The 16,834-nt window shown below is 49.4% G+C and carries 16 protein-coding genes; 6 read left to right on the top strand and 10 right to left on the bottom strand.

Annotated features, from left to right (window positions below):
• Nucleotides 1-27: 27 nt before the first annotated feature.
• The 8 genes from ACXAFR_RS18685 to ACXAFR_RS18650 all read right to left on the bottom strand — a co-directional run bounded on the left by ACXAFR_RS18685 (nucleotide 28) and on the right by ACXAFR_RS18650 (nucleotide 7,215).
• Nucleotides 28-189 (bottom strand): hypothetical protein, encoded by a 162-nt coding sequence (locus tag ACXAFR_RS18685; RefSeq protein WP_475179514.1) that lies wholly within the window; start codon nucleotides 187-189, stop codon nucleotides 28-30.
• Nucleotides 190-216: 27 nt separating this feature from the next.
• On the bottom strand, nucleotides 217-393 hold the full coding sequence (locus tag ACXAFR_RS18680) for a DUF1328 domain-containing protein (protein WP_475179511.1): 177 nt from the start codon (nucleotides 391-393) through the stop codon (nucleotides 217-219).
• 345 nt (nucleotides 394-738) lie between these two features.
• On the bottom strand, nucleotides 739-2,712 hold the full coding sequence (locus ACXAFR_RS18675) for a response regulator (protein ID WP_475179509.1): 1,974 nt from the start codon (nucleotides 2,710-2,712) through the stop codon (nucleotides 739-741).
• 24 nt (nucleotides 2,713-2,736) lie between these two features.
• Nucleotides 2,737-3,186, bottom strand: coding sequence for a response regulator (locus tag ACXAFR_RS18670; protein ID WP_475179507.1), 450 nt, complete (start codon nucleotides 3,184-3,186; stop codon nucleotides 2,737-2,739).
• Nucleotides 3,179-4,642 (bottom strand): sensor histidine kinase, encoded by a 1,464-nt coding sequence (locus ACXAFR_RS18665; RefSeq protein WP_475179504.1) that lies wholly within the window; start codon nucleotides 4,640-4,642, stop codon nucleotides 3,179-3,181. Before ACXAFR_RS18665 ends, ACXAFR_RS18670 begins: the two co-directional genes overlap by 8 nt.
• 44 nt (nucleotides 4,643-4,686) lie before the next feature.
• Nucleotides 4,687-4,890, bottom strand: a complete 204-nt coding sequence (locus ACXAFR_RS18660) for a hypothetical protein (protein ID WP_475179502.1) — start codon at nucleotides 4,888-4,890, stop codon at nucleotides 4,687-4,689.
• A 125-nt stretch (nucleotides 4,891-5,015) separates the two neighbouring features.
• On the bottom strand, nucleotides 5,016-6,329 hold the full coding sequence (locus ACXAFR_RS18655; protein WP_475179500.1) for a sigma-54-dependent transcriptional regulator: 1,314 nt from the start codon (nucleotides 6,327-6,329) through the stop codon (nucleotides 5,016-5,018).
• A 181-nt stretch (nucleotides 6,330-6,510) separates the two neighbouring features.
• Nucleotides 6,511-7,215, bottom strand: coding sequence for a BON domain-containing protein (locus tag ACXAFR_RS18650; RefSeq protein WP_475179497.1), 705 nt, complete (start codon nucleotides 7,213-7,215; stop codon nucleotides 6,511-6,513).
• Between the two features lie 676 nt (nucleotides 7,216-7,891).
• On the opposite strand from ACXAFR_RS18650, the gene ACXAFR_RS18645 reads away from it, so the two are divergent.
• From ACXAFR_RS18645 to ppnN, 4 genes are all read left to right on the top strand, one after another.
• Nucleotides 7,892-9,616, top strand: a complete 1,725-nt coding sequence (locus ACXAFR_RS18645; RefSeq protein WP_475179495.1) for a diacylglycerol kinase family protein — start codon at nucleotides 7,892-7,894, stop codon at nucleotides 9,614-9,616.
• A 169-nt stretch (nucleotides 9,617-9,785) separates the two neighbouring features.
• A complete protein-coding gene (locus ACXAFR_RS18640; protein ID WP_475179493.1) occupies nucleotides 9,786-11,018 on the top strand; it encodes a multidrug effflux MFS transporter in 1,233 nt (410 codons plus the stop codon).
• 120 nt (nucleotides 11,019-11,138) lie between these two features.
• Nucleotides 11,139-11,465 carry a hypothetical protein gene (locus ACXAFR_RS18635; RefSeq protein WP_475179491.1) on the top strand — a complete coding sequence of 109 codons (327 nt, stop codon included), beginning with the start codon at nucleotides 11,139-11,141 and terminating at the stop codon, nucleotides 11,463-11,465.
• A gap of 222 nt (nucleotides 11,466-11,687) precedes the next feature.
• Nucleotides 11,688-13,046, top strand: coding sequence for a nucleotide 5'-monophosphate nucleosidase PpnN (gene ppnN, locus ACXAFR_RS18630; protein WP_475179489.1), 1,359 nt, complete (start codon nucleotides 11,688-11,690; stop codon nucleotides 13,044-13,046).
• Nucleotides 13,047-13,065: 19 nt separating this feature from the next.
• On the opposite strand, the gene ACXAFR_RS18625 is transcribed toward ppnN, so the two are convergent.
• Both ACXAFR_RS18625 and ACXAFR_RS18620 read right to left on the bottom strand, forming a co-directional pair.
• A complete protein-coding gene (locus ACXAFR_RS18625) occupies nucleotides 13,066-14,448 on the bottom strand; it encodes a GTPase/DUF3482 domain-containing protein (RefSeq protein ID WP_475179487.1) in 1,383 nt (460 codons plus the stop codon).
• Nucleotides 14,445-15,968, bottom strand: a complete 1,524-nt coding sequence (locus tag ACXAFR_RS18620) for a DUF2868 domain-containing protein (protein WP_475179485.1) — start codon at nucleotides 15,966-15,968, stop codon at nucleotides 14,445-14,447. The genes ACXAFR_RS18625 and ACXAFR_RS18620 overlap by 4 nt, the downstream gene beginning before the upstream one ends.
• 174 nt (nucleotides 15,969-16,142) lie before the next feature.
• Between ACXAFR_RS18620 and ACXAFR_RS18615 the strand changes: the two genes are divergently transcribed.
• Entirely contained in the window at nucleotides 16,143-16,580 is a 438-nt protein-coding gene (locus ACXAFR_RS18615; RefSeq protein WP_475179482.1) for a DUF2214 family protein, read from the top strand.
• A gap of 32 nt (nucleotides 16,581-16,612) precedes the next feature.
• A complete protein-coding gene (locus ACXAFR_RS18610) occupies nucleotides 16,613-16,813 on the top strand; it encodes a CPXCG motif-containing cysteine-rich protein (protein WP_475179480.1) in 201 nt (66 codons plus the stop codon).
• Nucleotides 16,814-16,834 lie beyond the last annotated feature (21 nt).

Here is a 16,834-nt window from a genome sequence, read left to right as displayed (position 1 = left end):
CTTCTCTAAAAATTCTGACGATCAGAATTAGTTGGTAGCGTCGTCTACCGCATCGCCAGCGTCTTCCATTGACTGATCAATAGACTCGCCAACATCTTCGGCGCTGTCGGCGCTGTCGTCGCTGCATGCAACAATTCCCAGGGCCATGAAGGCCAGAAAGAAAGGAAGTACCAGTTTCTTGTAACTCATATCAAACACTCCTTGGTAAGAAAAACTTCACAATCGCGGCGACTTGCCTCTTAAGGCTCCCGAAATGAGAGAGATCGCAAGCAACACGACGAACACAAAGAAAATAATTTTCGCGATTCCCGCAGCAGTTCCGGCAATTCCGCCGAACCCAAAAACAGCTGCGATAATGGCGATGACTAAAAATGCTAATGACCAGCTCAACATGGTTCTATCTCTCCTCAGCTTGTTGTGAATACTGCTGATAGACGATAGAGCCAATACCGTGCCACTTCTTTAGACAACATCATTCGTGTTTAATTTTCGCCAACCCAATAAATATTTATTACCTATAATCAATAAGTTACAAACCAATAAAATTAACTGTCAGGTAACAACACATTGACTGGCGGTTAACACAAGCTGCAAACCACAGCTGTAACCTTTACAGATTACTCAGAAAAAGTTGCAGCCGTATGAATGACCTCCGTAAGAAGAGATCTTAAAATGACTTATAAAAAGATCACTGAAAAGAAGAGAGAGTTTCGTTGTAACGACGAAAAGACAGAAAGTTCAGACGTCAGAGGCAGCTGTTTCGACAACCGCTTTTAAACGTTGCATATCGACCGGCTTCAAATAGCAGTCATCAAGATCCGATTCATGCAGAACCTGCGAAGGAATTTCTTCACCAGTAAGCGCAATGATTTTAAAACCGGCACCAAATTTTTCTCTAAGCCGCTGCGCCAAATGATAACCTGAATCGTCCGGCAAATTGATATCCAGCAGAACGACTCGTGTACAGCCCGGCGTAAATTTATCGACAGCCGAGGCTGCAGTTTCAGCCTCTTCAACACCACACCCAAGCATACGCAGTAGCTGCGCTGTCGACTGGCGCGCATCACGATCATCTTCGACCAGCAGAATGCGGGGATCCGAAGTTTGATCTTTCGAACAGGGGGCACAGGGTTGCGAAGCGCTACGCAACTTAGCAAGGTTGTCTCGAATACACGTCAACAGCTGCTGCTGATCGATCGGCTTCGTTAAGTGATCGGTAAATCCCGCCCTAAGATTATCATCTTTCTGCCCTTTCATCGCTGTTGCAGTAAGCGCAATAATCGGCTGAGAAAATGCCATCTGTCTTAATTTCTGCGTTACTTCAAGTCCACTTAATCCTGGCATTTGCATATCCAGAATTAACAGATCAAAGGGAACTCCGGCATCACGCGCGGCCACACTTTGCGCGAGGGCTTCTCTACCGTCACACGCATAGGTCACTTTACCGCCGGCTTGCTGAATAATGTGCCCGACCAAATTCAATATTTCCGGAACATCATCGGCCACCAGTATCCTGCCATTGATGGATGCACTGATCTCAAGTGACCGGTGCTGGCTTGGTTGCGTCAAATCCAGAGGCTTACACTCTTTCCAATCATCCTGCTGCAACGGCAGAGATAACGTAAAGCGACTGCCAGCCCCCAAGTGACTGCTAACCTCTATGGTACCCCCCAACCTGGAAGCCAACTGCAAGCTGATGGCCAAACCAAGCCCGGTACCTTTCTCTGTATCAAACCCAGAATGGGCGGCCTGACTAAATGGTTTGAAAATTCTCTGCAGGTCACTGTCAGAAATTCCTCGCCCCGTATCTTCAATATGGAACAAAAGAAGATGTTGCTCACCGTCTTCTTTGACATCGATAGAAAGAGACACACTGCCCTTTTGGGTAAATTTAATCGCGTTACCAAGAAGGTTTAACAGTATTTGCCGTAACCGAGTTGAATCCATAGATATCTGCGTGGGAATATCTCTCAGCGCATTAACGTTCAACTCCAGAAATTTATCTTTTGCCTTTACCGCCATAAGCTGGAAAATATCCGCAAGAAATGCGTGCAAATCCAACGGTAAATATTCGATTTCCAATTTGCCCGCTTCAATTTTGGAAAGATCCAAAACATCATTTAGCAAACTGAGCAGATGATGGCCGTTTCGCTTAATAACCTGCAAACTATCTTGATTGACAGGATCAGCGGCCTGACTCAGCATCAAATCGGTGTAGCCTAAAATAGCGGTTAAAGGCGTGCGCAGCTCGTGGCTTAAGTGCGCTAAAAATTCACTCTTAGATCGATTCTCAGATTCCGCACGCAGGCGCTCAACCCGCTCAGCCTCCATCTCCTTTCGAGCCACCGCATACCGAATAGCACGAGCCAATCGCGATGCATTTAGCTGGGACTTCACCAGGTAATCGACCGCTCCCGCAGATAATGCGTCGGCATCCAGCCGCTCGTCATCCTGCCCGGTCAACATGATAATTGGGCCACGAAAGCCCAACTGAGATGCTTCCCTTAATAAAGAGACACCATCTTCCGGTCCCAGAGAATAATCCATAAGGCAAACGTCGTGACGATTAGCGGACAATTCAGCCCTGGCACTCTCCACATCATGAACCCAATCCAGGCTATAGGACTCTTCGCCGAGATCCCGCAGAAGATCTCGCGTAATGATGAAATCATCTTCATCATCCTCGACCAGAAGTAGCTTGGTTTTAATCATGACGCGCGCCGCACTATCCTCGACTTACCTATCTGCCGCACTGGGCAGTTCTACAAATTCAATCCAATATCGCCCCAGAGCTTTCATAAGCTCGACCAGGCCGTCGAAGGTTACCGGCTTTGTTAAATAGGAGGCGGCACCCAAGTTGTACCCCTGCAACATATCCTCTTCAACTTTTGAGGTTGTCAGAATGACAACGGGTATTCGGCGCAACGCATCATCAGACTTTAATTCCAATAATGTTTCCCGACCATCCTTACGGGGCATGTTCAAGTCCAGAAGGATTAAACCTGGCCAGGGGCGCGCCTGATCTTTAAAACGCCCCTCACCCCGCAGGTATTCCAGTAACTCCACACCGTCGTTAACAATGTGCAATTCATTGGCAACCCGACTTTCCTGCAGGGCTTCCTGAGCGAGCAGCTGATCGTCCTTGTCGTCATCCGCCATTAAAATAACGATAGGTTTTTTATTCACTTTGCGATGCCTCGCGTTCGACGTTCAATAATGTATCTTCGCGATACTTGGTTAACTTAAGAATAAACCGACTTCCAACATCGGGCGTGCTGGTGACATCAAGTTCTCCCTGGTGCCGCTCAACGATTTTTCTACAGATGGCCAAGCCAATACCAGTTCCCTGATACTTTTCACGACCATGCAAACGCTGGAAGGGTGTAAATATTTTATCGATGTACTTTTCGTCAAACCCGATGCCGTTATCTTCAACTGCAATCAGATAGTGTGGGTTTTCTGTACCATCTTCAGGCTCCATGCTTTCAGAACTGATTCTGACTTCGGGTGGCACATTTTCACGACTGAATTTTATTGCATTGCCCAGTAAATTCTGAAAAAGCTGGCGCATCTGAGATTGATCGGCTTCTATCTCCGGCAGTGTCTCCACAAGAATTTTTGCACCAGACTCTTCGATTTTAACATCGAGATTATCGATAACTTCCTGTAACACGCCGTTGAGATCTACCATTTGAAAAGGGTTTGCACGAGTGGAAACCCGTGAGAACTCCAACAAGTCTTCGATCAGGCGAGACATACGAGCGGCGGCTTTTTGCATGCGATTGATGTAATCCGCACCCTGACCCAACTCACTGCTGTACCCACTTTTTAAGCGATCTCCAAAAGCTTGAATTTTTCGCAGTGGTTCCTGCAAGTCATGGGAAGCAACAAACGCAAAATCTTGCAGCTCACGGTTACTGCGTTGAAGCTCGTCAGAATAGTGCTCCAATTCCGCCGTACGTGACGTCACCATTTCTTCCAGTTTCTCGGATTCTTGCACCTGAGAATCCAGCGCCCGACGAACCAGTATCGCAACCATTAGAACAAGCAGCAAACCGACAGAATTTGCGATAACAATCGTTCGCATAACATCATTGCGACTTTGAGATGCGACCAACGATTGATTGGCGAGATGTTCGTATTCTTCTGCTTCCAGCTCTTCAATCACATCCCGCAGCTCTTTCATGCGGTTGTGACTTTGCATCATTTTAATTGACGAGAGCCATTCCGAGGATTCGTTGGCTTTTTTCTGCTGTATGTGCCGGCCCATCTCTTCCAAGCGCTCGACGATCATACGCTCCAGAAGATCGACACGCACCAGCTGCTGTTCTGACTCATAGTTATAATCTTTGAGTTCCAGCAGATTTGCCTGTATTTGATCCAGCGATTGAAAATAGGGCGTTAGATAGCTTTCATTGCCGGACAGAAGATAACCTCTCAACCCAAGTTCCGCATCCTGAACTGAGGAATAGAGATTCTTGACAGTACGCAAGGCGGATTTGGTCACGCTCGCTCGGTTTTCATTCGCGACCAGCTCATTGATTGCCCGGTACGACTGCCCCGCATTAAGGGCCAGCATAACCACCAGCCCAACGATAATGACCACCCAATTTCGCTGAAAAGATTTTACTCTGTTGGCCACGACACCTGCGCCTGCGAACCGGGAAAAGCAATCATAGCAAACGCCTAGCTTTTAGAAGGAGAAAAGGCGTCATCGAGCAGAGAAGAGCAGTTCTTACACTCTTGCAATATTTTATCAGCACTACTGAGCACCTGAGGATTTGCATCACCACTTTGCACCAGCAATTTTATCAACTCGGCATTCACCGAGATGGTATTTAGCTGATTGCGAAGTGCATGGCGAATATTGCCATCTTGATCACTTTGCATTGTCACACATGTCCTATTGTCTCCAGGAGATCGAGTTCATACGTCGAGCTCTGAATCACTGCCACCAAATTTCACCCTGCGACATCGAAAACCACAGGGCAAATACCACTACAACATTTCTAATTTTAGTCTTCTTTCTGGTACTGATTGAGCCGGTTGTATAGCGTCTTCAAACTAATACCGAGCATTTCTGCCGCTTTAGGTTTGTCGCCGTCTACTTTTTGCAGGGTCAGAGAAATCAGCTCTTTCTCAATTTGCTGTATCGTCGTACCGGCGCGCAATGAGCTGTCCGGTGCTTTCTTGCTTGAGAAAGGCGAACCTAACTGCTCCGGCATGCGCAAATACCGCTCATCGCTACCGGTAAGAATAAAGGCCCTGAACAGAGCGTGCCGAAATTCACGCACATTACCTGGCCAGTCGCACTGAATAAGACGCGCCATGGTCGCCTCATCAATCTGTACCGTCGAATTGTGCTCTTCATTCATTTGCTCAAGGAAAAACTGACTTAATCGAGGGATATCATCCTTGCGCTCTCGAAGTGGCGGCAAATCGATCGGGAAAACCGCCAAACGAAAATAGATATCTTCCCGCAAACAATTATCCTGAGCCAACTGCTCCCGGGTACGGTTCGTTGCCGATACGACACGGCAGTTGACGGCAATCTCTTCGCTGCCTCCAACTCGCGTGATTTTTCCTGTTTCCAATACCCGCAACAACGTTGGCTGCATTTCAATCGGCATTTCAGTGATTTCATCGAGAAACAGGGTGCCATTTTTCGCCTGCTCAAACAGGCCGATCTTACGGCTGATCGCCCCCGTAAACGCTCCACGCTCGTGGCCAAAGAGTTCACTGCTCAACAACTCTGGAGACATGGCCCCACAGTTTGTTGCCACAAAGGGACCGTTGTAGCTGGAAGCATTGTGGATCGCTTGCGCCACCAACTCCTTACCCGTACCACTCTCGCCTTGAATCATCACATTGGCACTTGTTGGGCCAACTTTTGAGATCATGTCATATACCGCACGCATCTCTAGCGACTCGCCGACCAGTACGCCAAAATGGCAAGAATTGTCGGGATCTTCAATGTGCGTCGCACGCTCCAACAGCGCACGGATAGAATCGATATCAATCGGCTTCAGCAGATAACTGACATCTGGCCCGGTTACCGATTTGATCAAAGATTTAATCGCTGTGTGCCCGGTGATAAAAGCAATGTGCTCCGGGCGACTGTCTGCAGGCACTTTATCGAGCAGATCCAGTCCATTGCCGTCAGGGAGCATTATATCGAGTAACAACAGGTCGAATCGTTGCTCATGCAATAAAAGAAGCGCACTGGAAATCGAGTCCGCCACGGTGGTTTCATGGCCTAGCAACTCGATGATTTGCCGAGTAGCTTCGGTAAATCCCTTGTCGTCATCCACCAAGAGAATTTTTGACACTAATGCTCCCCTATATAACTGGTCTGCAGAACTAATAACTGAGGACTGATATAACATATTATGCCCTTCCAAACCACAGAAACTGCGTCAACACAAATAATTTCCTTTATTTATCAACCAGTTATAAATAAACACAAGCAGCACTCATCTTAAGCGAGAAACCTCCGCTTGCAAGACGCTGTCACTGCATTCGCTGCGCTGCCGCTTTTACCGGCCGGACCAGCAACAAATTCTTCACCTGAGTCACGCCCTTCACTCCAGCCGCAATATGCTCTGCAAGCTTCCGATTCTGGGCGTTAGCTACACTCCCCTGTAGAGTGACAATTCGCTCTCGGGTTCGGACATCGACGTCTTCGGCACTGACATCCTTCTCAAGAATCAATTTGTACTTCACTTTGGCGCTGATGGTTGCGTCGGTGATGGATTGGGCAGGTGTCGAGCCCCCATCCGCTTGCCCCGCTACACTTGCCAGAGAGCGATCAATTTGAATTTGATTAACAATCGACTTAACACCTAACGCTTTTTCGACTAACTCCTCAAACATGGATTTGTCCATGCGATTGGCCACAGCGCCAGTGAGTACCACCCCCTCGCTTGAGCGGGAAACCTGAATTCCGAGCGGCTCTAACTCTGAGACGAGTACCGCCAAACGTTCATCAGTAACACCTGCCAGGGAAAAGTCCTCATCGGCAGAATCATTAGAACGAGCAGAGGCAACCAACGCCTGCAAGTCCTTTCCAAAATTATCCGGCAGCTTGAGCACCGTCGAATCAGATGATGACATGGGTGAATTTGACACTCCCAGCCACCCAAAAATGACCAGCAAAGAGCCGCCGACAAGCACACCCGCAAGGATAATGGGTCTGGTGAATTTTTTAGCGTTCATAAACCAACAGTGATAGTCGTCCCGGTACTATCCTTTACCCCACGTCAGAAACTGATCTTGCGGAGGGACGATGACAGTTACGAAAGGAGCCAGATGAAATTTGAATCGGGCGCCACGAATCCATAGACAGTCATTCCTGCCTAACTACCCCGCCATTCAAAATGTGCGCCACAACAAACGCAGATTTCGCGCGCCAAAACACACGAAACAGGCCGCTGCTTCCAACAATTTCCCAGTCAACAAAAGTAAGAATTACAAGAAACCGCGAAACTTACAAAACAATCCTGGCGCGGCACGCTTTTTGTCGATAGAAATACCCCGCGTGTGGCGACATCTAATAACGCATCCAAAGTAGAGACATCGTAAAGACTGGCGACAACGCAGGAGAATGCGGCGAAAGATGAGAATCGCCGAAGGAAAAGGTCTGCAATTTGCTTTATTCCAGAAGTACAGGCAACCAAACCTGGTTGACTGAGAAACGTTGTGCAAAATTGAAATTAAGGGCGCCTCTAAAGACTGTGATTTGAGTATTCTGGTCAGGAAAAGATGACTCAACGCGAAAGGAGCATGAACAGTCTTATGTGACTCGTTGACCACAGCCCTGACACGGCCAGAATTTCAACATCAGTATTTTAGAGACACTCTTAAGAGGGATTAACGTCGGAGTAGGAGCATTATGAGACCCGGCCTTTACTATACAACTGGCGCGCTGATCAGTGTTGCACTTGCATGGATAAGCCTTAGGAGCGTTCAATCCCCGATGCTCGCTAATGTGCTGTTCACGCTATTTCTTTGGATAGGCATTTCTTTAGCATTGGTGGCAGTTGCCTACCTGCAAAATAAAGCCACGTTACTTCGCAAAAATAAGGACGGCCGCATACCGGCAGCAATACGCTGGCTGTTTATCCCCTACTTCATCGGCTGTAACCTCTACAACCGCTGGGCGAGACAGCAAGAACAATGTCCACCGCTGCAACAAATTGAAAATCATCTCTTTCTCGGCGCCAGACTGCGCGCCAGTGAAATCAGTCTACTGAAAGATCATCACATTGATGCCGTTCTCGACGTCACAGCAGAATTCGACGCTTTGGATTGGTCACTGATTAATACACCGGTGGATTATCTGAATGTCCCCGTATTAGATCATGGTGTTCCCTCTGCCGACCAAATTAAACAAAGCATCAACTGGATTGACCAAAAAATCTCATCAGGGAAAAACGTCCTAGTCCATTGCGCGTTGGGACGACAAAGATCCGCCATGATTGTCGCCGGTTACCTGCTCGCCGCGGGTCACTCAGACAGCGTCACCTCGGTCATACAGACGCTCAAGCAACAACGAACACAAGTGGGTTTGACTCGTCGACAAGAAGCATTGTTAGAAAATGAATATGCCTCGGGCAGGCTCAAGCTTCTCAAGGAAGCCTGGATAATCGCCAATCCGGTCTCAGGCGGGGGCAAATGGCCACAGCATAAAGACGACATTATCGAACGGCTCTCCCCCTATTTTTCTCTTCAAATTTTGGAGACAACACCGGAAACTGGCGCGGGCGCGTTAGCAGAGCAAGCCTTAAAGAAAAACGCCCGGCTTGTTATTTGCTGCGGGGGGGACGGATCAGTGACAGAAGTCGCCTCGCACCTCATCAATACAGAAACCGCCATGGCGATCATACCCATGGGGACTGCCAATGCGCTCAGTCACGTCTACTTCGGAATCAGCTCTAAAATAACCCCGATAGATGTCGCCTGTGACAACATCATCGGCGGTAATGTTCAGCACATAGATGCGGCCTACTGTAACGATCAGCCAATGTTACTGATGGTTGGCCTGGGCTTTGAACAGGAAATGATTGAGCTGGCCGACCGTGAAGCCAAAAACCAACTCGGGCAACTCGCCTACATTAAAGGCCTTATGCATGCCTGCAGCCAGAATCATATACACACGCTACAGATAGCGATCGATAATCAACCAGAGACAACCTTGGAGACCAGTAGCCTGATTGTTGCCAATGCCGCACCCCTGACCAGCCTTCTGGCACTCGGCAGCGGTGAGCCGGACATCGCCGACGGACTTCTCGACATTACCTGGCTGGAGCCAGGCGAAACCGCAAGCGACAATTATATCAACCTTCTCGAACTCGCTTACACCGGCCTTACCGAACACTCGCTGAACATTGGCAATCAGCACACAACCGCGGAACAGATAAAAATTCGCGGAGAAGGACCGCTGAAATACGTCATTGATGGGGAAGTTTTCGAGGCGGATTCTCTCGATATTCGAATTCTCCCCAAAGCCATTAAAATGGTGCTGCCAGAGACCAGCCCTGCCATTTCCAGTCCTGTTGAGGTCACAGACGCCGAAACGTCTGACACCGAGTCTCCTCTATCCTCTTCAGCCGCTTAAGCGGCTGACCCACCTAGAAATCGGACATTCTTCCTGGCAGCAACACCCCGTTGCAAAATAATTTCCGGCGAATGGTTTACACTATTCCTCTTCAAGTGCTATAGCTTGCGTCCAATCGCTAACTCAAGCGAAAACACCTTAGGGCCAGCTCAAGGAAAGCCTGGAAGTAATGAACAACGCTACGCAACACACGGAGAGTGGAATCATCGCTCCTCCACTCATGCCTGTCCCAATTATTTTGATGGCTGCCCTGATGGCAATGGGACCCCTCGCGGTCGATGCCTACCTACCTGCACTCCCCAAAATAGCAGAGACCTACGGCGTATCCATTCATTCAGTGGAACTGACACTTAGCTTTTATCTCGCAGGTTTCGCTGTCGGCCAGTTGGTCGGAGGCCCTTTCTCAGACCATTTTGGGCGCCGCCTGTCCACTTTTGTTGGTATGGGACTTTTTGCGATCGGCAGCCTCGGCGTCATGCTTAGCCCGAATATTGAAGGGCTCTGGCTGTTTCGGCTGGTTCAAGCATTGGGCGGCGGGTTGGCCGTGATAAATCCAGCGGCAGTCATTCGAGATCTCAGCAGCGGCATCGAAAGTGCGCGGAATATGGCTCACATGGCCATCATTATGATGATGGCCCCCCTGCTCGCCCCCTTTATTGGCAGCTTTATTCTCTACCTGAGTCAGTGGCAGAGCATCTTTCTGTTTTTATTGATGTATTGCCTTATCATCACCGCCATTATCTATTTTCGACTTCCCGAAACGCGAGTCTTGCAAGAGACTCGCCCCAAAGCGTGGACTCGCTATTGGCAAGTTTTAAGTCATCGCCATTCTCTCGGCTATATTTTTGCCCAGAGCTTCGCCTTCGCAGGCATGTTTGCGTTTGTGACGGCATCGCCGCAGATTTACATGAACTTTTTTGGCGTCAGTCAAACCCAATATTCGTTTTTATTCGCCGGCAACGTTCTGGGGTTGATGGTCTTTAATCGCATTAATGTAAGACTACTTCGGTACTTTTCTCCCCTGAACATACTGCGCGCCGGACAAGCTGCACAAATTATTATTTGTCTATTGTTTGTTCTCTATGTCAATCTGACTTCCGACATGCAGCTGAGTATCGTCGTCACATTGATTGTTTTGAGCATGGCGACAGGCGCTTTTATTGCCTCCAACGCATCGGCAAACACCATCGAGTACTTTCCCACCAATAGCGGTACGGCAACGGCACTACTTGGCGCAGCCTCATTCCTTACAGGCTCTCTCAGCGGGGCGGTGGTCGGCCTGATTGGTGACGGAACACCGATACCGATGGCTGGTGTCATGCTGGGATGTGCGGTCGCAGGAATGTTACTGCGTGTTGGCTTTCAGCTTGGCAAGGATCCAAACGCCAAATCAACTCATTAACCCAAAGAGGAAACCGTAGAGCCCGAGAGATGTCTAGGGACGTATAAATCTGCATTGCGAGAATGGGGTAAAGCCGTTACGCTTAATTGAGGAGACTTTACAAGTATGAGGATGTCAGATATGTCCAACAGTCGCTTCAGGGAAGTTCTAAACTCCTGGACTGAAAAAGCCGCAATAAAAGAAGAGACTGAGACGATTTCCGTGACTGTCAAAGCATCGGACTTTCACAAGCTCGAGGCGTTGGCCAGTGTCTACGACCAACCTCTGGAAAGCATCACGTGTGAACTGCTGCACAACGCTATCCGTGAAATTGAAGCAGCCATGCCTTATGTGGAAGGTGATAAAGTCATCCGTGTCGAAGACGGGCAGGAAATTTACGAGGACGTCGGACCAACCCCCAAATATGTGGAAGCCTTGAATCGTTCGACCCAATCCAAGGCCGGTTAACCCTTGTGCCATAGGGCGATCAACATTGCGTGTTGATCGTTCTGTCTTGCCCGCAGAACAGGACCAGCCCATTATCGACAGCACAATGACCACACTTCGACAGCGTGACACCGGTCATCTTACAACTGCCGCGCCACCCTGGCACGCATCTCTCTCATTTTATCTATCCAAGCCTGCTGCCAACCCCTGGCACATGGCGATATCGACGATCAGGAATCACCCTTGGACAATATTCAAATAAATCCCGTGGGCAGCATGAGCCTCCTCTCCCAAAGTGAGGCAAACCTTATCAAGCTCTCGGCAGATAGCCATCTCTATCAACTGTTTCGCAGCTGCTCACTCGCGGTGCTGAATAGCTCCAGCTATACCGATGATGTCGAGAGCTTGCTACAAAAGCACACAGATTTTGATATTCGGGTTTTACAGCGCGAAAGAGGCGTCAAGCTGGAACTGATAAATCCACCCGACACCGCTTTTGTCGATGGTGAAATCATACGTGGTGTAAACGAGCTTCTCTTCGCTGTTCTGCGGGATATTCTCTTTATCGCCGTAAAACATGAAGCACGACTGGCCGCGCCTGACTCCTCTGCAGATATCACCAATCTGATCTTCGACATTCTGCGCAACGCCCAAGTCGTCAAAGCCAACAGTGCCGTTAATATGGTGGTGTGCTGGGGCGGGCACTCGATCAGTGAAGCGGAATATGATTTCAGCAAAGAAGTTGGATACCAATTAGGACTACGAGGGTTCAATATCTGCACTGGCTGTGGTCCCGGCGCAATGAAAGGGCCTATGAAGGGCGCCACCATTGGGCACGTAAAGCAGCGATTTGGAACCGCTCAATTCGTGGGTTTAACTGAGCCAGGAATCATCGCAGCTGAGCCTCCCAATCCAATTGTTAATCAGCTGATTATCATGCCGGATATCGAAAAGCGACTCGAAGCATTTGTTCGCATCGCCCACAGCATTATTATTTTTCCTGGAGGTGTCGGCACAGCAGAGGAACTGCTGTATTTGCTTGGCATCATGTTACACCCAGAAAACAAAGCTCATCGCCTACCAATCATTCTGGCGGGTCGAAAAGAGTCCGCCGAGTATTTTCAGGTACTCGATAATTTTGTCGCCACGACGCTTGGCCCGGAAGCTCAGTCGCTCTACGAAATCATCATTGATGATCCAGAAAAAGTCGCCCAACGGGTCAAAGAGGGCACCAGCGAAGTGAGGGAATTCCGAAAGAACATTGGTGATGCGTACCACTTCAACTGGACACTCCATATCGATCCCGATTTCCAGCAGCCATTCATGCCTACCCATGACGCTATGGCCGGCTTAAAACTCTTCCCCAACCAGAAAAAGAATCAACTCGCGGCTCACCTGCGCCGAGCCTTTTCCGGCATCGTCGCAGGCAATGTAAAACCGGAAGGTTTACTCGCCGTCGCAGAGAAAGGTCCCTATGTTTTGCATGGTGACCGTCAAATTATGGAACAATTGGATAAGTTACTGCAGCAGTTTGTCCAACAGGGTCGAATGAAGCTGCCGGGGAGCGACTACCACCCCTGTTATCGTATCGCGCTGGAATAGTTTTTCAGCCAGTCGCCACCTACAGATCCTGCAGGTGGCGATTCAGATAATCGAGCAACTTCTCGCGTCCCTCTTCTCGTCTGACCACTTGTTTTGCGCTTAATTTTCGAAAGGCTTTCATCAGCACTTTGTGATCCCCTGCGGGCATCTGCTTCAGTAAACTGCCTTCATTACTGGTATTTAATATCGGAGTGCGATTGCCATGAGCATGATTGAGAATTTCACGATAGAAGAGCAATGCCCGCTCTAAGACAATAAACGGAAATTGCGGATTCCGATTCGGACCAATAACAACCCGAGAGCCGCCTAACGGCATTTTCATCACGCGTGTGTTTGCCAGATCCTGGCCTTTTAGCCAGGTTAGCCCACTTGCCCCCAGAGCTCCGGCAGCCGTGAACACACCAAAAGAAAGACCGTGTGCTGCCACATCTAATGCAGCCCCCAATCCGGCCCCCATCCCAGCCGACGCCACCAAAATCTGCTTTTGCGTCAAACCGAGAATTTGCCAGGTTCTCTCAGAAAATAAATCTTCCTGCAGCAGAGAATGACTGGGCAACTCAAAGTTAAAAACCTGATGACGGTAGAGGCGTTTTAATTCTCCAAACAAACGGCTTTCCCGTTCGGAAATGGCCTCTCGATAATCGTCGCCTGCTTGCTGCTTTATGTCGGACTCGGACAGTTTTGGAGAACAGTTTTTCTCGTGGCGATAATTAATAACCTCCTCAAGATAAAGCACGGTTGCCTCAGCAACCCGGCGGCGGCGATACAACCAATCATCCTTAAAAGCCAGCACAGCTTTTTCCAAAGCGGGCTCCCAATCCTGATGAATGGCTTTCAACGTCTCGAGCAATTGAATCCGCTCACTGAACCTTGCATGGTGCGCATTAAATTCGCGAATGACATTAAAGTGTCTGCGAAACGCCTGCTTCCAATCCTCCAAATACGTGCTGTCTTCTTCCTTAAAATTGATTACCGCCATACGCGGCTTGTTGATCAGCCGCAAAATCTCCATTTCAGCAATGTCGACATCCAACAGTGGACGAGAGCAGTCCACCACATAGATGAGTCCCGCCCCTTCCAGCAACGGCAACATCAACTCCCGGTCGTGGCTGAAATCCTCACGCCCTGAAAACTCTTGAACAAAATGCTTCAGCAGAGCCTCATCAGTAAGCTGAGCCTCCTGCATAAAAGCGAGCACCCGCCGAGGATTCTGAAATCCAGGAGTATCGACAAATTCCAGTACCGTCTCGCCATTTATCACCACTGGAAAGCGCTGACAGCGAATCGTATCACCAGGGAAATCACTGACCACAACAGAATCATCTTCAGTCAGCGTGGAAAGCACAGAGGATTTACCTTCGTTGGGATGGCCAACAATCGCGATCAGAGGATGAGAAGTCATTGACGTGTCTCCGCTGCATCGTCACTCTGGTCAACGGTCGACAGAATAAGAAGATTGGGCCGCGCCAACTGATGTATTTTGCGGCGCCACACCATCGCCATCGCATCCGGCAAGTCTCGCACAGAGTCTTTGCCCGGCTTGCCAAGTAACGCCAGATAGACTGACTGATTCTCCCCTCGCTGGTCAGCCAGTTGACCGAGCTCTGCTAACACTTCCTCAATCGGCGATTGCCACCCTTCCAACAACAATAGCAGCTTGCTGTCTTGCTGATATTCCGCCGCCGGCGAGAGAGAATCCATTGGAAAAACCTGCATATCGCGATTGACATGCTGAGCGAGCCATCGGTCTATCACAGCACGAGGATAACGTGACAGGGTATCGCTGAGGACCAACGCCTGGCGAAACCCGTGACCGGCTCCCTCCGTCATCGCCACCGCCGGTCGGGCACCGCGATGATGCTCGGTTTGCGCACCGGTGGTCGTCAAAAGAGGGCTGGTTAAACGTTCGTACAGAGGATTATAGATTGACGCACGTAAGCGATTACTGCCGAGAAACTGGCGCTCGTAGATATAACTTCCGATCAGCAATAGCATTCTTGGCAGCAATCCATAAACCGTAACGGACAGCAAAAGAAAGGGCCACCAGGAAATCAGAGCGCCACTGCGGGACACACCATCCATTCCTCCACCGAGCAATATCCGCGACGCCTCGATTTCCTGCAGCGACGGATAACCACTGCCTTCACCAAATAGCCAACTCCAGGGCAACGCCAACCACTGAACCAACTGACTGACCGTTTGAGCGGAATCGGTTAACGAACTCTGCCAACCGAAAGCCCGATCAGTGAACATCAACATCAGTAATGCGGTCAGCAGTACGGACACATTAAACGCGATACCAAACCATTGGGCCAAGCGCACACCCTGCAAGGTCACCAGCGGACTGTGCTGTCGAAACAAGGACTCGACAACGCTGTGCAGGGACTCTTCTCCAATCGAAGCACCATTTGACGAAGAGCGTCGCCGAGCATGAATCAGACGATCGGCAAACCACTGGCACCAGTGTAAAGGGAGGCTATACCAGGCGCTGGGAAATCCCCCGAATAGACGACCGGCGATCCAGCATACAAATAGCAATACCAACAGCAACAGCTGAGGTGCCAAGATCACAGCGAGAAACACGCTGACGTTAACCGGTACACTGCCATCGTAAGTGAGTGTCGACAGCGCCACGCTGACGCCAAGTAAACTGCCGAGCACAAGCATTCCAAACAACACCAACCCCACACTGCGCTCCAAGAGGTTTGCAGGGTCTGGCTGCAGAGGCTGCTGCTGTTGGCGACAAGACAACCAGTGCCGAAACAGTGAATCTCGCTCGACAGAGCGGGTGGAATCGCTCAGTGCAATGTTTCGATCTCGGTTTTCGAGCTCGGCGGCGTTTTTTCCGCTGTCCAGCAGACGATAGCTTTCGAAGCGTACAAGATCTTTAAACGACCAATAAAGGGGGGATGATTTTGGCACCAGGCTATTTCTTAACTGAATCAATCAGCGGCAAGGTTAAAGGGCGATAGAAGTCTAAGCAAGTCCGTACCAAAAACGGTATCATCATCGTTAACGTCACCACCTCCACGAGAGAACAGACACATATGCTCCGGCACTGCACCCCACGACCGTATCGACAATAGGCGACGCTCTATGACTGATCTACTGGTGCGCTACCTGCACTTTCTTGGCATACTGATTTTTGCATCTTCCCTTGTCGCAGAGCACCTGCTCTTGAAGGGGCGGCTGGACCATCAACAGATCCGCCGCATTGCAATAATAGATGGTTTCTACGGTGTGGGCGCTCTTTTGGTGCTGGGAGCGGGTTTATCGCTCTGGTTTTTCGTTGGTAAGCCTGCCGATTTCTACACCAATAACTGGATCTTTCATCTTAAAGTCACCCTCTTTGTCATACTCGGACTGATCTCCATTATTCCAACCATATTCCTCAGTCGTCGTAATCGTGCGGGGCTCGACGGCGTCGACATTCCTCGAAGTATCGTGATGATCATACGCCTAGAACTGCTGTTGCTGGTTGTTATCCCATTTCTGGCCGTACTTATGGCATCCGGGTATGGTTTGCCAAGCTAGTTGATCCAGGACATGAACGTAGAGCGCCACTTATGAACGAATTTCACCAACTCGGCGAAGAGCGTATTTATTGCCCATACTGTGGTGAACCTCTAGACGTGCTCATCGATGCATCCGAAGGGTCACAAACTTACATTGAGGACTGCCAGGTTTGTTGTCGTCCCATCGAGTTCTTCCTGACCCTCGATATGGAAGGAAACTCGCACCTGTCGGTTCAAAGGGACGACGAATAATTTTCACCGCAGTAAGAGATA

It is taken from the genome of Pseudomaricurvus sp. ABR4_320 (assembly GCF_056159445.1).
The sequence above is the reverse complement of the archived record's forward strand: the minus strand, read 5'-3'. Positions and strand labels throughout refer to the sequence as shown.